This is a genomic window from uncultured Brachyspira sp., from assembly GCF_910578695.1.
GTDB lineage: Bacteria > Spirochaetota > Brachyspiria > Brachyspirales > Brachyspiraceae > Brachyspira.
In genome coordinates this window covers 1-14,556 of the sequence record NZ_CAJTQJ010000028.1, presented here as the reverse complement: position 1 = coordinate 14,556, position 14,556 = coordinate 1, and the positions used below count along the sequence as shown (strand labels likewise).

Below are 14,556 nucleotides of genomic sequence, written 5' to 3'. Positions count from 1 at the left end.
TGAAACGTGAAAAACATGCTTCTGAAGCAGCAGTTTCTTCACAGGTTGAAGGAGAGTAAGAATATGATACAAGTACCAAGTACTCTTAATGTAGCCGATAATACAGGCGTAAAAAAGCTGAAATGTATTAAGGTATTGGGCGGAAGCAGACGCAGATATGCCACTTTAGGCGATATAATTGTTTGTTCTGTAACTGATATAATACCTACTTGCTCTATAGAAAAAGGTAAGGTAGTAAAAGCTGTAATAGTAAGAGTGAAAAAAGAAGTTAGACGCCCAGATGGTTCATATATCCGTTTTGATGAGAATGCTGCTGTTATAGTAGATGATAAAAAAGAGCCGCGTGGTAAACGTATATTCGGTCCTGTAGCTCGTGAACTTAGAGATAGAGGATTTATGAAGATAGTATCACTTGCACCAGAGGTAATATAATTATGATAAAGAAACAAGATTTAAGTAAGACAAAATATAAAGTAAAAAAAGGCGATACTGTTGAGGTAATATCTGGAGAGCAGAGCGGAGAGAGAGGCGAAGTATTATCTATAGACAGAGCAAGAGGCAGGGTTTTAGTAAAGAATATCAATATGATAAAAAAGACTATGCCGAAAAGTCAGGAAAATCAAAAGGGCGGTATAGTTGAAAAAGAAGCTTCAATACATATATCCAATGTAATGGTAGTTAATAAAGCTGGAAAAGCTACTAGAGTTGGAAGAAAAGAAGTAGACGGAAAATTAAAAAGATATGCCAAAAAATCAGGCGAAGTTCTTGACAAGTAAGTAGGAGAAAATAAATTATGTCAGTATTGAAAGATAGGTATGAAAAAGAAATTAAACAGTCTCTTTTAAAAGATATGAATTTAATCTCTACTATGGCTATACCTAAAATAGAGAAAATCATAATCAATATGGGAGTAACTCAGGCTGTAACAGATAAAAAATATGTTGATTCTGCTGTTGAAGAACTTAGCCGAATAGCAGGGCAGAGGGCTGTTGTAACAAGAGCTAAAAAGTCTATAGCCAATTTCAAATTAAGACAGGGTATGCCTATAGGCTGTAGGGTAACTTTGAGAGGCGAGAGAATGTATGACTTCTTAGAGAGATTAATATTCATAGCATTGCCTAGAGTAAGAGACTTTCAGGGTATTCCTAGAAAAGGTTTTGACGGTAATGGCAATTATAATTTGGGAATAAAAGAACATACAATATTTCCAGAGATAAGTTTTGATAAAACAGATGCTGTAAAAGGCTTAAATATAACAATAGTAACAACAGCAGATAATGACGATATGGCTCGTACTTTATTAGAGAGAGTAGGCTTGCCGTTTCGTGCTGCACCTAAAAGTCAGGAGAATAAATAATGGCTAGATTGGCACTTAAAGTTAAAGCTACAAAAAAACAAAAATATAAAACAAGACAATATAATCGTTGTCCGATATGCGGCAGACCTCGTGCTTATATAAGACAATATAAGATGTGCAGAATATGTTTTAGAGATTTGGCAAATAAGGGTTTGATACCGGGCGTAACTAAGTCTAGTTGGTAATTTAAGGAGAATATGAATGAGTGTACATGATCCAATAGCAGATGCTTTAACTATAATAAGAAATGGATGTAGAGCAAAAAAAGAAGCTGTTACTATACCTTTTTCTACAAAAATGGAAAATATACTTGCAATTTTGAAAAAAGAAGGGTATATTAATGACTTCAAAAAAGTAGAAGTAAAAGATAAAAATTTCTTCCGCATAGAAATAAATCTAAAATATTATGAGGGAAGTTCGGTAATAGAAGGAATTCAAAGAGTATCAACTCCGGGTTTGAGAGTATATACTTCAGTAGACACTATACCTCAGGTAAAAAATGGATTTGGAATATCTGTAATATCTACAAGCAAAGGTCTTATGACAGATAAAGAAGCTAGAAAAGAAAATGTCGGCGGCGAAGTTCTATGCTATGTTTGGTAATTAATTAAGAGGGTATTAATAATGAGTAGATTAGCAAATAAACCTATACCGATACCTCAAGGCGTTGAAGTTAAAGTAGACGGACATAAAGTAATCGTAAAAGGTAAAAGAGGGGAGTTGACAAGAGAGTTTTTTGATTATATAATAATTGAACTTGAAAATAATTCTCTTTGGGTTAAGCCTCCTAAAATTGACAGTACTGATAAAGAAGCTATTAAAGAAAACAGAGCTAAATATTCTGCACAATTAGGGCTTGTGTGGAAACTTATTTCTAATATGATAGAAGGCGTTACAAACGGATATAAAAAAGTTCTGCAGTTGGAAGGTACTGGTTATCGTTCTAATGTTCAAGGAGATATTATAACATTGCAGTTAGGGTTTTCAAGCGATATTAAAATGAAAATACCTGAAAATATAAAAGTAACAGTAGAGAAAGATACAAAAATCATTATAGAAGGCAATAATAAAGAACAAGTAGGCGAACTTGCTATGAATATCAAAAAGAAAAGACCTGTTGAGCCTTATAAAGGTAAAGGTGTCAGATTTGAAGGCGAGTATGTAAAATATAAAGAAAGTAAAAAAGCTGCTAAGTAAGGGGTTTTTTATGGGTTTAAGAGAAAAGATTAAAGCTCAACGCGAAAGAAGAAAGAGAAGTATTCGTATAAAAATAGAAGGAAGTTCAGAGCGTCCAAGACTTACCGTTTATAAAAGTCTTAAATATGTATCTGCTCAAATAATAGATGATAGTAAAGGCATAACTTTAGTATCGGCATCTTCTCAGGAAAAAGATTTGAAAAGCGGAAAGAATATAGATGTAGCCAAAGAGGTGGGTAAGCTATTAGCTGCTAGAGCAAAAGAAAAGAATATAAATGAAGTTGTATTCGATAGAAACGGATATATATATCATGGAAAAATAAAATCCTTAGCTGACAGTGTTCGTGAAGCAGGATTGAAATTTTAAGGAGTATGACCTTGGCACACGATATAAACAATAATGAAGAAAAAAGTATGTATGAAGAGCGTCTAATAACTTTAAACAGAGTAGCTAAAGTTATGAAGGGAGGAAGACGTTTTAGATTTGCGGCTTTAATGGTTTTAGGAGATAAAAACGGTCATGTTGGCTTAGGTTATGGTAAGGCTAATGAAGTACCAGATGCTATTAGAAAAGCTATAGAGCAGGCTAAAAAGAATATGATAGAAGTTAATTTAAAAGGCGAAACTATACCTCATAATACAGTAGGAGTATTCAGAAGCAGCAGAATAATTATGAAGCCTGCATCCAAAGGTACAGGTGTTATTTCAGGAGGTCCTGCACGTGCTGTATTAGAATTAGCAGGAGTAAAAAATATTCTTTCCAAATCATTGGGTAATAACAACTCTATGAACTTGGCTAAAGCTACTTTTGAAGGTTTGAAGTCTTTAAAAACAGTGGAGTATATGGCTAATAAAAGAGGAATCAGTATAAATCAGATTTATGGGAGGGCAGAATAATGGCTAAAGTTGTACTAACATTAGTAAAATCCCCTATAGGTTATGAAAAATCTCAAAGAGCTACAGTTACAGCTTTGGGGTTTAAAAAGAGAAAAAGAGTTGTAGAGCATGAAGCAACTCCTCAGATAAATGGAATGATAAATAAAATATCGCATCTTCTTAAAGTAGAGTATAAGTGAGGTTCTTAAAAATGGCACAAGAAAATACAAAAATATTGAGAGCTCCTAAAGGTTCAAGCAAGAAAAGGCATAGAGTAGGAAGAGGACAGGGTTCAGGCTGGGGCTGTACTGCAGGCAGAGGAGATAAAGGTGCACAATCTCGCAGCGGATACAGCAGAAGGGCTGGTTTTGAGGGCGGACAAATGCCTTTGCATAGAAGAATTCCTAAAAGCGGATTTACTAATGCAGCTTTTAAAAAGTATGTGAATATTATAAATGTAGGCGATTTAGATTCTATTGGTTCTAATGAGATTACAAGAGAAACTTTGCTTGAGCAGGGCTTTTTATCATCTAAAAGAGATTATATAAAACTTCTTTCTATGGGCGAGGTAAAAAGTGCTTTTACTATTACAGTTGATATGGCTAGCAAAAAAGCTATAGAAAAAATTGAAAAATCAGGCGGCAAAGTTATAATTTATGAACGCAAAAAATATATTAGAAAAAAAGAAGATAAAAAGTCTTAAGGTAAATCATAATGTTAAAATCATTTACTAATATATTTAAAGTACCAGAGCTAAGAAGCAGAATTCTTTTTACTATAATTGCTATATTGGTATATAGAATAGGAAGCCATATTCCTACACCAGGCATAGATCCTACAGTTCTTTTAGGTTTTTTATCTTCTTCTCAAGGCAATGCAGGACTTTTAACTATAATGGATCTATTTTCAGGGGGTGCTTTATTTAGGTTTTCTGTATTGGCATTGGGTATTATGCCTTATATTTCTGCATCTATTATAATGCAGCTTTTAGGAGTAGTTATTCCGTCTTTGGAAAGAATGCAGAAAGAAGGCGAAAGCGGCCGTAAAAAAATAAATCAGTATGTTAGATATTTAACACTTGTTCTTTGTATAGTACAATCTGCAGCTATGGCTAGCTGGATTCAGAGTATAAATGAAGGTGCTATGATTTTTATGAATCCCGGTATAGGATTTGTATTATTAGTGGTTGTAACAGCTACTGCCGGTACCATGTTCTTGATGTGGATAGGTGACCAAATCACAGAACGCGGCCTTGGTAATGGTATATCTGTTATAATTTTTGCTGGTATTGTTGCCCGTATTCCTGCCGGTGTTTATGATGTTATACAGAAGAGAGAAAGCGAATATTTGAATTCTTTGGTTATAGTTCTCTTCTTCATAATATTTGCTATAGTAATATTCTGCGTAGTTTATGAAGAAAGCGGACAAAGAAGGATTCCAGTGCAGTATGCCAAAAGGGTAGTAGGCAGAAAAGTATTTGGTGCTCAGTCTACTCATATACCTTTCAAAATTAACCCTTCAGGAGTTATACCTATAATATTTGCTTCTGCTTTAATGGCAATTCCTGCTCAAGTAGCTAGTTTAACTAGAGGAGTTCAATGGAGATGGCTTGATGCCTTGCTCAGATTCTTTTCTTACGGCAGCTGGGCATATATAATTCTTTATTGTCTTTTAGTTATAATGTTTGCCTATGTTTATACATCAGTACAGTTTAACCCTGATGATATAGCTGAGAATCTTAAAAAATCAGGCGGATTTATTCCCGGATACAGACCCGGAACTCAAACTGCTGAATATCTAAAAACGGTATTAAGCAGAATCACTATAGGCGGTTCAATATTTTTGGCAGCTATAGCGGTGTTTCCTGATTTGATGTCTAAGATTCCTATATTTGCACCTTTCAGAGGCACAAATAATTCGCTTGTTTATTTAATGGGCGGTACATCTGTAATGATTAGTGTTAGTGTTGCTGTAGAGCTGCTAAAACAAATAGAGTCTTATTTGCAAATGCATAATTATGACGGCATATTGAAGAAATCTAAAGTTAGAAGGTAAATAATATGGCTGAAAGAGAAACTATAGAGGTTGAAGGTACTGTAGTAGAGCCTCTTCCAAATGCTACTTTTAGAGTAGAATTAGAAAATGGTCATAAGATATTGGCTCATATATCAGGTAAGATGCGTATGAATTTTATCCGCATACTTCCCGGAGATAAGGTAACTATAGAAATGTCTCCCTATGATTTAACAAAGGGCAGAATAATTTATCGTTATAAGTAATCAATTAAATGGAGATTAGTTACAATGAAAGTAAAAAGTTCTATAAAAAAACGCTGCAATGACTGCCAAATAGTTAGAAGAAAAGGCATCATTAGAGTTATATGTAAGAAAAATCCAAGACATAAACAAAAACAGAAGTAATTAATTTAAGGAGATAATTAATATGGCACGCTTAATGGGTGTTGAAATAAGAAATAATAAAAGAATAGAAATAGCCCTTACTGATATATACGGTATAGGACGCACTCTTGCTCATGTTATTTGTGATAAGGCTAATATAGATTATTCTATTAAAGCTAAGGATTTAACAGATGCACAAATTACTGCTTTAAGAGATGCTATAGAAGCCACTACTAAAGTAGAAGGTGATTTGCGTACAGAACTTTATAATAACATAAAACGTTTAAAAGATATTCACTCATATCGCGGAATGCGTCATATTAGAAGACTTCCTGTACATGGTCAGCGTACTCGTACCAATTCCCGTAATGCAAGAGGCGGCGGTGCAAGAAAAGCTATTGCAGGTAAGAAAAAAGCACCTGGTAAAAAGTAAAAAATAATTAATGGGGGAGAATAGTGGCTACTCAAAAAGGTAAAAAAACTTTAAAAGATAAAAAAATTAAAAGAGATAAGAAAGTTGAAGCTTTTGGCATCGTACATATAAAGGCTAGCTTTAATAATACAATAGTTACTATAACAGACAGAAATGGAGACACTTTGTCTTGGGCTAGTGCGGGATTAGACGGCGAATATAAAAGCAGTAAAAAGGGTACTCCTTTTGCAGCTCAGGTTGCAAGCGAAAAAGCATCTAAAAAAGCTTATGAAATGGGTGTAAGAGAAGTGGAAGTTTATGTTAAAGGTCCTGGAATGGGAAGAGAAAGCTCTATAAGGGCTGTTGAAGCTGCAGGATTGAAAGTTAAGCTTATTAAGGATGTTACACCAATGCCGCATAATGGATGCCGTCCTCAAAAAAGAAGAAGAATATAAAGTTGTATTAATTAATAGGAGATAAATAATATGGCAAGATATAGAGATGCTAGTTGTAGATTATGTCGCCGTGAAAAAATGAAACTTATGTTAAAAGGAGACAGATGTCTTACTGCTAAATGTGCTATAACAAAAAAAAGAGAGGTACCAGGTCCTGTTAACAGAAAAATGAAGCAGTTATCAGAATATGGTATTCAGATGAGAGAAAAGCAAAAAGTTAAACGTATTTACGGAGTTTTAGAAAAACAATTTAGAAATTATTATCATGAAGCTATTCGTGTTGCAGGCGTATCTGGTGAAAACTTGCTTAGATTATTAGAACTTCGTTTTGATAATGTTGTTTATAGACTTGGATTTGCTAAAAGCAGAAATCAGGCTAGACAATTTATAGTTCATGGTTTTATATCAGTTAATGGAAAGAGAATGACTATTCCTTCTTATTGTGTTAAAGTCGGAGATAAAATTTCTTTTACTGAAAGAGGCAATACAATAACTGAAGTAAAAACTATAGCAGAAAGTTTAAAAAGCGAATATGTTCCTGCTTGGTTAAGTTTAGATCTTTCAAGCAAAACAGGTGAAATCGTAACTTTGCCTATAAGAGAGCATATAGAGTATCCTATTAACGAACAGCTCATCATTGAGTACTATTCTAAGTAATGGAACTCTTTTATAAGGGGTATTATAAGAATGGCATTAAAAGAAATATTAGAATCTATTAGACATCCTCATAGAGTTACTTTTGAAAAGAAGGATTTAACTCCTACTTATGGTAAATTTATAGCTCAGCCTTTTGAGAGAGGATATGCAGTAACAGTTGGTAATGCTTTAAGAAGAGTACTATTATCTTCTATACCTGGTTATGCTATTACTACTATTAAAATAGATGGTGTTAGCAATGAATTTGAAAATGTACCTGGAATGAAAGAAGACACTATTGTGATGATTATGCATCTTAAAAATGTTGTTGTATCGCTTCCTAATCATTTGGATACTAAAACTATTCATATGAAAAAAGAAGGTCCGTGTGTTATTACAGCAGGAGATTTAGTTGCTGATGATACAGAAGCCCAAGTTCATAATCCTGATTATTATATAGCGACAATAGCTGAAGGATATACTTTTGAAATGGATATTCAAATAGAAGGCGGATATAGTTATGTACCTGCTGAAATGAATATTGAATTATTAGAGGATATTAATGCTATAGCTATAGATGCGATATATTCTCCTATAGTAAGTGTTAAATATAATGTTGATCCTATAAGAGTTGGGCAGCGTATAGATTATGGAAAACTTACTCTTGAAATAGAAACTAAAGGTAATATAGCTCCTGATAAAGCTTTGTCTCAGGCTGCTAGAATTTTAAGAGAAAATTTAAAGCATTTTATGGATCCTGAAGAGGCTAATGGCGATGATGAAAAAATAGAGGAAACTCCAAAAGATTCAGTACTTGATTCGCTAAAGGGCAAACATATTGAAGAGGTTGAATTCTCTGTTAGAACAGCTAATTTTTTAATGGCTTCTGATTTGAAAACTTTGGATAAGATAGCTGTAAAAACTGATGCTGATCTTTTGGCACTTATGGGTGCAAATGAGATGATTATTGAAGAAATCAAAGAAAAACTAGCAGAATATAATGCTCATCTAGGTATGAGAGGATAATATAAAAGTTAATAAACTTCAAGGATAGTAAAATGAGACATAGAGTTACAGTAAAAAAATTTAATAGAACAAGTGCACATAAAAAAGCTATGCTTTCTAATATGCTTACTTCTCTTCTTAAATATGAAAAAATAGAAACTACTAAAGAAAAAGGAAGAGCTATAAAGCAGTTGGCTGATAAAATAATATACAGAGCTAAAGTTGATAATGTTCATAATAGAAGAACCATCTCTAAATATGTTAAGGATAAAGCAGTACTTGCTAAACTTTTCAAAGATATAGCTCCTAGATATGCTAATAAAAATGGCGGTTATGTAAGAAAGATATTATCATATAAAAGATTTGGCGATGCCGCTGATATGTGTGTTGTGATGCTTTGCGAGTCTGACGGCACTTTTGTTAAAACTGAAAATAAATAAAATTTAAAATAAAATTAAATCAAATTTATAAATCATATTAGGATAAATATTAAATATAATATATTTTATAGCAGTATTTGCTATGATTTATATTATTAATATTTATCGGAGGGATTTTTATGGCTTTTCCAACCAAAAAACGTGTTAAAGCTTTGGGTGAAAACGAAGAATTGGAATCACCTCAAGTTGTTAAGGTTAAGAGTGTAAGAAAAAAAACAGTAAAGCAGATTGTAAGTATTTCTGAAGCTAATAATGAGAAAATAACTCAAAATAAAGAAGAATTAATCAATGATGAAATTCATAATAATGAGGATATTAAAAAAATAAATAGACCTCATGATATACTTTATATTAGTAAATTGAGTGCTTTAACTTTTGAGGAACTTTTAGAATTTTCTGAAAGTTATGGAATAAAAAAAGATACTAACAATATAAGAAGGCAGGAACTTATGCATTCTATATTAAAGGCACAAATTGCTATGGAAGGCAAGATTGTTGCTGAAGGTACTTTAGAAACTTTGCAAGACGGTTTTGGTTTTTTGCGTTCTAAAAATAGTAATTATTTGGTGGGACCTGATGATATATATATTTCTCCTGCTCAAATTAGACTTTTTGGGCTTAGAACAGGCGATATTATCAGCGGAGAAGTAAGACCTCCTAAAGATAATGTAGGAGAGAAATTTTTTGCATTACTTAGAATAGAAAGTGTTAATGGGGAAGAGCCTAATAATTTATATAAAAGACCTCATTTTGATAAACTCACTCCTATTTTTCCTAATGAGCGTATTAATTTGGAGTTTGCCACTAATAAAATTTCTACGCGTATTATCAATTTAGTTTCGCCTATAGGTAAAGGACAAAGAGGCTTAATAGTTGCTCCCCCTAAAGCTGGTAAAACTATGATGCTTCAGGAAATTGCTAATGCCATTTGTAAAAACTATCCTAATATTAAACTTTTTATTTTACTTATAGATGAGCGTCCTGAAGAAGTTACTGATATGAAAAGGCAGGTTCCTGAGGCTGAAGTTATAGCCTCTACTTTTGATGAATTACCTGAAAAACATTGTCAGGTTTCTGAAATGGTTTTAGAAAAGGCTAAAAGGTTAGTAGAAAATAAACATGATGTTGTTATTATATTAGATTCTATTACAAGACTTTCAAGAGCTTATAACTTAGTAGTTCCTGCAAGCGGTAAAGTATTAACAGGCGGTGTTGATTCTAATGCTTTGCATAAACCAAAAAAGTTCTTCGGTGCTGCTAGAAATATTGAGGAAGGCGGTTCTCTTACAATAATTGCCTCTGCTTTGGTTGATACAGGAAGTAAAATGGACGATTATATTTATGAAGAGTTTAAAGGTACTGGTAATATGGAGCTCCATTTAGAAAGAAAGTTTGCTAATAAGAGAATTTTCCCTGCTATAGATATAGATTCTTCTTCTACTAGAAGAGATGATTTGCTTCTTAATGAGGAAGAACTTGTAAAAATGAATTTAATAAGAAGTGCTCAAGGACAAGGCATTAATATTGATGAATATGAAATTATAGAAAAAATCATATCCAAGATGAAAAATACTAGAGATAATGATGAGTTTTTAAGATTATTAAACTCATAATTTTTATTAGGTTTCTGTTAATTTAGGCTTTTATTAATATGGAAAAAAACTCAGAAGAAGATAGAAAGCTATTTGAGTTTTATTTGGATCATGGATATTTTCCTGATGATTTTAAGGCTAAAAAAGAAAATACAAAAAAACAGGCTGCTTTTAATAAAAAAGAAATAACAGATAAAAAAACAAGTAATAATAAAAAAGAAGAATTACCTTATACTGAAGAAGATAGAAAAATGTTTTTAAGTGCAATTGAAAATCTTGATTGCACTAATCATTATAAAAAATCTATTACTGATAGAAAAATTAATACTAAATTCAAGCCTAATATAAAAAATACAGTTCCAAAAGAAAAACTTGATTTGCATGGACTTACAAGTGAAAGAGCATTGATAGAAATTAGAAAATTTATATATGAATGCAAAAGAAATAAAATAAGCTCTGTATTAATAATACATGGAAAAGGTTTCGGAAGCAGAGATAGAATACCTGTTTTAAAAAATTTAGTAGAATATTATATAGCAACCGAAGGTAAAAATCATATAAAATATTCAGCTGATGCTCCTATACATCTTGGAGGAAGCGGTGCTAAAATAATTTTTTTAGATATATAATAATGATTAATATTTATTATATGATGTTAAACTAAATAGTTTCTTAATAGGAAGTATTAATTTTGAATGTGTTTTATAATTTTCATCATATATTTTTAAATGTTCATACGGCTCTAAATTCTGATTAAGAAGTCTTAAATCGCATAATGCAAGTCCAAATCCTGCACTTTCTGTATTATCCAATTGTTCAGTAAAAAATTTTTCTATTAAGTTCTTATTATAGTATTCTTTGAAAATTAATCTTTTAGAATCTATTCTTGTTCTGCCTATCATAGTAAGAGGTGCATCATTTATTATGTCAAATTCTATATTATTTTTATTTAATTGTATTATTAATTTTATTTCCAGCTTATTTTTTATTTCATAATCGCATAATAATTTTGAATATTTATCTTTATCTATTTCAATATTATTATTAATATCTTTTATAAGTTTATTTTCTAATTTTATAAATTCTTTTAGCTGAGATGTATATTTTTTATCTTTTATAATATTAGAATACTCACTCATTATATCATAATCATCAAAATACTCATTGTTTTTTATTTTTTCTGAAAACTCTGGAAATTTTTCTATTAAAGTTTTTACAGCAATTATATGCATATATCTAGCCTTTACAGCATTAGAAATCAATTCCATTATTATATATAAACAATCGTTTTTATATTTAATTATATTATATTTTTTTAATATTTCTTCTAATATGAAGCTTATTTTATGTTTAGAATTATCATCAAGCCAGATAATATTAAATTTAATGTCTTTTTTTTTATGATTTTGTATATATTTTTTTATATTTTCTATACTAGTTTTTGAATCTATCATTAATTTATAATCTCTTTTGCAACACGTTCAAGTACATTTTTTTCGCCCAAATTCTCTCTTACCCTAAGTAAATTACTGCTTATTTTATTGTAATATTCTTTATCTGTTAAATATTTAATAATATAGCTTGTAATAGCATTCGGATTGCAGTCATTTTGTAATAGTTCAGGAGCTGCTTCTTCATTTAGAAGTACATTAGGCATACCTACATATTTTATATTTGTAAAGATTTTCCCAAGTAAAAAAGTTATATGAGATATTTTATAGCATATTACCATAGGCTTACCGTAGCAGGCTGCCAAAAGGCTTGCTGTGCCGCTTGACATTATTAAAGCATCAGAATATGAATAAACATAATCTTTATCATCTTCGCATAATAAACTATATGAAACGCCATCTAATAAATTTTTATAATTATTAAGAATTTTTTCAATAGGCTCTTTATATTCAGGATATGCTATAGGTATTATAAATCTTATATTTTGCGAGAGCATATCAGAAAGCATTTTCATAGATTTTATAAATACAGGTGCAAGCTTTTTTATTTCCTGATTTCTGCTTCCAAATAACACCCCTACAGTATATTCTTTTTTAGGCATATTTAATTGCGGTACATATCTGTCATAATCCAAGTCAGCAAACGGATGTCCGCTGTATATTACATTACATCCGAATTTCTTATATACTTCATAATCAAATAGAAAAGGCGTAATTATTTTTTTAGCAGAAAGAAGTCTTTTAGCATTCCAAACTCCCCATATACCTACATGAGGCGGAAAATAATATATATATTTTATATTATTAGCTTTACAGTATTTTGCCAAAATTAAATTTACACCCTGATTATCTACAAGAAGCATAATATCTACTTTATTCTTTTTTAAATAATCTTTTAATATGTTAAAAGCACCAAGATTTTTAAAAGCTACTTTAGGGTTGGCACCCTCAAATATTCCTATAGTTGATAAAGTTGACATATCAGATAGTATATTCACATTAGCTTTTTTCATTTCAATGCCGCCGAAACCATCTAATATTATTTCAGGATTTAACTCTTTTATTTTTTTTGCTAATAAGGCACCTTGAATGTCGCCAGATACTTCGCCTGTGGCTATAAATATTCTCATAATTGCATATTTTTTAATTATACAGTCTTTTTAGGAGTAATACCTCTTTTAGCCTTTGATATGAACTCTACGATACTCCTAGCTATATCGTTTAGTGAATCATCATTTAAATATGTATCTAAAAACTCTTGTTTAGTTTTATTCCAATTATACCACATATTATAAGCCTCTTCTGCCTGAGAAATTTGTTCTGATGTAAAACCAGCTCTTCTCATACCGACTAGATTCAGCTTATAAATAATGGCTTCTCCTGCATGAGCAGTTAATGCAAATGGAAGTATATCTCTGCCTACAGCTGACATACCGCTTATCATGGCATACTGTCCTATAGCACAAAATTGATGTACTACGCAATTGCCTGATATAAAAACTCCCTTTTCCACTCTTACATGTCCTGCAACTAATGCCCCATTGCAAATTATAACATTATCATGTATTTCACAGTCATGAGCAACATGTCCTGTAGCCATTATATAGCAGTTATTTTTTATTATAGTTTTTCCGTTTTCTTTACTTGATCTATGCAAATTGGCAAATTCTCTAATCTCATTTCCATCGCCTATTTCAAGAAAACTTATAGTTTTTTTATCAAAATGTATATCCTGAGGAAGATTTCCTATAACAGTATGATCATGTATTATATTATTTTTTCCTATTGAAGTATATTCTTTTATCACAGAATGTGCTCCAATAATAGTATTTTCACCTATGCTCACTTCACCTTCTATAACAGCATAAGGACCTATTTCTACATTATCTGCAATTTTTGCAGAACTAGAAATTACAGCAGTTTTATGTATATTATTCGTCATTTTCTTTCCAAATTTTTTTGTATAAAACAGAAATTATTTTTCTATTTTCATAGCCTCTTTATCAACTAAAAATAAACCTAAATTACCAGAGCATGCTAATTTATCATTAACCTTTACCTCTCCGCGAGTTTTAAGCAGATTATTGCTGAATGCTTCAACTGTTACAAACATATCCATTACATCGCCGGGTATCACAGGGTTTTTGAACTTTACATTATCTATCTTTGCAAAAAACATAAATTTTTTACCATATTCTTCAGGTTTTAATATTTTAGTGTAGCAGTATATACCAGAAGTTTGAGCTAATGCTTCTATCATCAAGACACCAGGCATAATAGGGCTTTCTGGAAAATGTCCTGTAAATTGAGGTTCATTAAAAGTAACATTTTTTACAGCATGTATTTTTCCTTCTTCAATACTCTCTACTTTATCTACAAGTAAAAAAGGGTATCTATGAGGCAATAATTCCATTATTTTATTTATATTAATTTTTTCCATTTTCAGATAAATCCTTAATAAATATCGTAAAAATTATACTATATAATACTAAAGTTGCAAGTATAAAAATATATATATTGCATACTTTTAAAAAATCAAATAAATAAAAATTAGTAATTATAATAGAAAAGATACAGCTTTAATTATGGGTATGTACTATATAACTAAAAAACTCCTTTAGACTTGCTAATAACCAGCTTTTCTGTTTATTAGCTGCTCGTTTATTTTTATTGTTGCTAGAGATAAACTTTTTTATTATTGCTAATAAAAATTATGAGCTTTGATACTCTGCCATT

The 14,556-nt window shown here is 31.0% G+C and carries 24 protein-coding genes; 20 read left to right on the top strand and 4 right to left on the bottom strand.

Features of this window, described 5'->3' with window-relative positions:
• Positions 1-63 precede the first annotated feature (63 nt).
• The 20 genes from rplN (at position 64) to QZ288_RS08225 (ending at position 10,998) form a co-directional block, all read left to right on the top strand.
• Positions 64-432, top strand: a complete 369-nt coding sequence (gene rplN / locus QZ288_RS08320) for a 50S ribosomal protein L14 (RefSeq protein WP_295157605.1) — start codon at positions 64-66, stop codon at positions 430-432.
• A 2-nt stretch (positions 433-434) separates the two neighbouring features.
• Positions 435-776, top strand: coding sequence for a 50S ribosomal protein L24 (gene rplX, locus QZ288_RS08315; protein ID WP_295157602.1), 342 nt, complete (start codon positions 435-437; stop codon positions 774-776).
• 17 nt (positions 777-793) lie between these two features.
• Entirely contained in the window at positions 794-1,357 is a 564-nt protein-coding gene (gene rplE, locus QZ288_RS08310) for a 50S ribosomal protein L5 (RefSeq protein ID WP_295157599.1), read from the top strand.
• Positions 1,357-1,542 (top strand): type Z 30S ribosomal protein S14, encoded by a 186-nt coding sequence (locus tag QZ288_RS08305; RefSeq protein WP_008723403.1) that lies wholly within the window; start codon positions 1,357-1,359, stop codon positions 1,540-1,542. The genes rplE and QZ288_RS08305 overlap by 1 nt, the downstream gene beginning before the upstream one ends.
• A 16-nt stretch (positions 1,543-1,558) precedes the next feature.
• The gene (gene rpsH / locus QZ288_RS08300) at positions 1,559-1,960 is read left to right on the top strand and encodes a 30S ribosomal protein S8 (protein ID WP_295157588.1); all 402 of its coding nucleotides are present in this window, start codon (positions 1,559-1,561) and stop codon (positions 1,958-1,960) included.
• 21 nt (positions 1,961-1,981) lie between these two features.
• Entirely contained in the window at positions 1,982-2,554 is a 573-nt protein-coding gene (rplF, locus tag QZ288_RS08295) for a 50S ribosomal protein L6 (protein WP_295157586.1), read from the top strand.
• Between the two features lie 10 nt (positions 2,555-2,564).
• Entirely contained in the window at positions 2,565-2,921 is a 357-nt protein-coding gene (rplR, locus tag QZ288_RS08290; protein ID WP_295157583.1) for a 50S ribosomal protein L18, read from the top strand.
• Between the two features lie 47 nt (positions 2,922-2,968).
• Positions 2,969-3,451, top strand: a complete 483-nt coding sequence (rpsE, locus tag QZ288_RS08285; protein ID WP_295157658.1) for a 30S ribosomal protein S5 — start codon at positions 2,969-2,971, stop codon at positions 3,449-3,451.
• Positions 3,451-3,630: a 50S ribosomal protein L30 gene (gene rpmD, locus QZ288_RS08280; protein ID WP_295157580.1), complete on the top strand. Its 180-nt coding sequence runs from the start codon at positions 3,451-3,453 to the stop codon at positions 3,628-3,630. The genes rpsE and rpmD overlap by 1 nt, the downstream gene beginning before the upstream one ends.
• An 11-nt stretch (positions 3,631-3,641) precedes the next feature.
• The gene (gene rplO, locus QZ288_RS08275) at positions 3,642-4,133 is read left to right on the top strand and encodes a 50S ribosomal protein L15 (RefSeq protein WP_295157577.1); all 492 of its coding nucleotides are present in this window, start codon (positions 3,642-3,644) and stop codon (positions 4,131-4,133) included.
• An 11-nt stretch (positions 4,134-4,144) separates the two neighbouring features.
• A complete protein-coding gene (secY, locus tag QZ288_RS08270) occupies positions 4,145-5,485 on the top strand; it encodes a preprotein translocase subunit SecY (RefSeq protein WP_295157574.1) in 1,341 nt (446 codons plus the stop codon).
• 5 nt (positions 5,486-5,490) lie between these two features.
• Positions 5,491-5,709, top strand: coding sequence for a translation initiation factor IF-1 (gene infA, locus QZ288_RS08265; RefSeq protein ID WP_012671636.1), 219 nt, complete (start codon positions 5,491-5,493; stop codon positions 5,707-5,709).
• Between the two features lie 24 nt (positions 5,710-5,733).
• Positions 5,734-5,850: a 50S ribosomal protein L36 gene (gene rpmJ, locus QZ288_RS08260; RefSeq protein ID WP_295157567.1), complete on the top strand. Its 117-nt coding sequence runs from the start codon at positions 5,734-5,736 to the stop codon at positions 5,848-5,850.
• A gap of 22 nt (positions 5,851-5,872) precedes the next feature.
• Positions 5,873-6,262: a 30S ribosomal protein S13 gene (rpsM, locus tag QZ288_RS08255; protein WP_295157564.1), complete on the top strand. Its 390-nt coding sequence runs from the start codon at positions 5,873-5,875 to the stop codon at positions 6,260-6,262.
• A gap of 65 nt (positions 6,263-6,327) precedes the next feature.
• The gene (gene rpsK, locus QZ288_RS08250) at positions 6,328-6,696 is read left to right on the top strand and encodes a 30S ribosomal protein S11 (protein WP_295157655.1); all 369 of its coding nucleotides are present in this window, start codon (positions 6,328-6,330) and stop codon (positions 6,694-6,696) included.
• Positions 6,697-6,726: 30 nt separating this feature from the next.
• Entirely contained in the window at positions 6,727-7,353 is a 627-nt protein-coding gene (rpsD, locus tag QZ288_RS08245) for a 30S ribosomal protein S4 (protein ID WP_295157561.1), read from the top strand.
• A gap of 30 nt (positions 7,354-7,383) precedes the next feature.
• Entirely contained in the window at positions 7,384-8,358 is a 975-nt protein-coding gene (locus QZ288_RS08240; RefSeq protein ID WP_295157558.1) for a DNA-directed RNA polymerase subunit alpha, read from the top strand.
• A 32-nt stretch (positions 8,359-8,390) separates the two neighbouring features.
• Positions 8,391-8,777 (top strand): 50S ribosomal protein L17, encoded by a 387-nt coding sequence (gene rplQ, locus QZ288_RS08235; protein WP_295157555.1) that lies wholly within the window; start codon positions 8,391-8,393, stop codon positions 8,775-8,777.
• Between the two features lie 119 nt (positions 8,778-8,896).
• Positions 8,897-10,390 (top strand): transcription termination factor Rho, encoded by a 1,494-nt coding sequence (gene rho, locus QZ288_RS08230; protein ID WP_295157552.1) that lies wholly within the window; start codon positions 8,897-8,899, stop codon positions 10,388-10,390.
• Positions 10,391-10,428: 38 nt separating this feature from the next.
• A complete protein-coding gene (locus QZ288_RS08225) occupies positions 10,429-10,998 on the top strand; it encodes a Smr/MutS family protein (protein ID WP_295157549.1) in 570 nt (189 codons plus the stop codon).
• Between the two features lie 6 nt (positions 10,999-11,004).
• Here the strand turns inward: QZ288_RS08225 and QZ288_RS08220 are convergent, their stop codons facing one another.
• From QZ288_RS08220 to fabZ, 4 genes are read right to left on the bottom strand one after another with little or no spacing between them, the layout of a single operon-like run.
• Positions 11,005-11,823: a hypothetical protein gene (locus QZ288_RS08220; RefSeq protein ID WP_295157546.1), complete on the bottom strand. Its 819-nt coding sequence runs from the start codon at positions 11,821-11,823 to the stop codon at positions 11,005-11,007.
• Positions 11,823-12,950, bottom strand: coding sequence for a lipid-A-disaccharide synthase (gene lpxB, locus QZ288_RS08215; protein WP_295157543.1), 1,128 nt, complete (start codon positions 12,948-12,950; stop codon positions 11,823-11,825). The genes QZ288_RS08220 and lpxB overlap by 1 nt, the downstream gene beginning before the upstream one ends.
• A 17-nt stretch (positions 12,951-12,967) precedes the next feature.
• On the bottom strand, positions 12,968-13,762 hold the full coding sequence (gene lpxA, locus QZ288_RS08210; RefSeq protein ID WP_295157540.1) for an acyl-ACP--UDP-N-acetylglucosamine O-acyltransferase: 795 nt from the start codon (positions 13,760-13,762) through the stop codon (positions 12,968-12,970).
• Positions 13,763-13,795: 33 nt separating this feature from the next.
• Positions 13,796-14,260 carry a 3-hydroxyacyl-ACP dehydratase FabZ gene (gene fabZ / locus QZ288_RS08205; RefSeq protein WP_295157537.1) on the bottom strand — a complete coding sequence of 155 codons (465 nt, stop codon included), beginning with the start codon at positions 14,258-14,260 and terminating at the stop codon, positions 13,796-13,798.
• Between the last annotated feature and the right edge of the window lie 296 nt (positions 14,261-14,556).

Excerpts from the sequence above, each read along its gene's own strand:
- rplN (WP_295157605.1), top strand. The coding sequence starts at position 64 with ATGATACAAGTACCAAGTACTCTTAATGTAGCCGATAATACAGGCGTA.
- rplX (WP_295157602.1), top strand. The coding sequence starts at position 435 with ATGATAAAGAAACAAGATTTAAGTAAGACAAAATATAAAGTAAAAAAA.
- rplE (WP_295157599.1), top strand. The coding sequence starts at position 794 with ATGTCAGTATTGAAAGATAGGTATGAAAAAGAAATTAAACAGTCTCTT.
- QZ288_RS08305 (WP_008723403.1), top strand. The coding sequence starts at position 1,357 with ATGGCTAGATTGGCACTTAAAGTTAAAGCTACAAAAAAACAAAAATAT.
- rpsH (WP_295157588.1), top strand. The coding sequence starts at position 1,559 with ATGAGTGTACATGATCCAATAGCAGATGCTTTAACTATAATAAGAAAT.
- rplF (WP_295157586.1), top strand. The coding sequence starts at position 1,982 with ATGAGTAGATTAGCAAATAAACCTATACCGATACCTCAAGGCGTTGAA.
- rplR (WP_295157583.1), top strand. The coding sequence starts at position 2,565 with ATGGGTTTAAGAGAAAAGATTAAAGCTCAACGCGAAAGAAGAAAGAGA.
- rpsE (WP_295157658.1), top strand. The coding sequence starts at position 2,969 with ATGTATGAAGAGCGTCTAATAACTTTAAACAGAGTAGCTAAAGTTATG.
- rpmD (WP_295157580.1), top strand. The coding sequence starts at position 3,451 with ATGGCTAAAGTTGTACTAACATTAGTAAAATCCCCTATAGGTTATGAA.
- rplO (WP_295157577.1), top strand. The coding sequence starts at position 3,642 with ATGGCACAAGAAAATACAAAAATATTGAGAGCTCCTAAAGGTTCAAGC.
- secY (WP_295157574.1), top strand. The coding sequence starts at position 4,145 with ATGTTAAAATCATTTACTAATATATTTAAAGTACCAGAGCTAAGAAGC.
- infA (WP_012671636.1), top strand. The coding sequence starts at position 5,491 with ATGGCTGAAAGAGAAACTATAGAGGTTGAAGGTACTGTAGTAGAGCCT.
- rpmJ (WP_295157567.1), top strand. The coding sequence starts at position 5,734 with ATGAAAGTAAAAAGTTCTATAAAAAAACGCTGCAATGACTGCCAAATA.
- rpsM (WP_295157564.1), top strand. The coding sequence starts at position 5,873 with ATGGCACGCTTAATGGGTGTTGAAATAAGAAATAATAAAAGAATAGAA.
- rpsD (WP_295157561.1), top strand. The coding sequence starts at position 6,727 with ATGGCAAGATATAGAGATGCTAGTTGTAGATTATGTCGCCGTGAAAAA.
- QZ288_RS08240 (WP_295157558.1), top strand. The coding sequence starts at position 7,384 with ATGGCATTAAAAGAAATATTAGAATCTATTAGACATCCTCATAGAGTT.
- rplQ (WP_295157555.1), top strand. The coding sequence starts at position 8,391 with ATGAGACATAGAGTTACAGTAAAAAAATTTAATAGAACAAGTGCACAT.
- rho (WP_295157552.1), top strand. The coding sequence starts at position 8,897 with ATGGCTTTTCCAACCAAAAAACGTGTTAAAGCTTTGGGTGAAAACGAA.
- QZ288_RS08225 (WP_295157549.1), top strand. The coding sequence starts at position 10,429 with ATGGAAAAAAACTCAGAAGAAGATAGAAAGCTATTTGAGTTTTATTTG.
- QZ288_RS08220 (WP_295157546.1), bottom strand. The coding sequence starts at position 11,823 with ATGATAGATTCAAAAACTAGTATAGAAAATATAAAAAAATATATACAA.
- lpxB (WP_295157543.1), bottom strand. The coding sequence starts at position 12,950 with ATGAGAATATTTATAGCCACAGGCGAAGTATCTGGCGACATTCAAGGT.
- lpxA (WP_295157540.1), bottom strand. The coding sequence starts at position 13,762 with ATGACGAATAATATACATAAAACTGCTGTAATTTCTAGTTCTGCAAAA.
- fabZ (WP_295157537.1), bottom strand. The coding sequence starts at position 14,260 with ATGGAAAAAATTAATATAAATAAAATAATGGAATTATTGCCTCATAGA.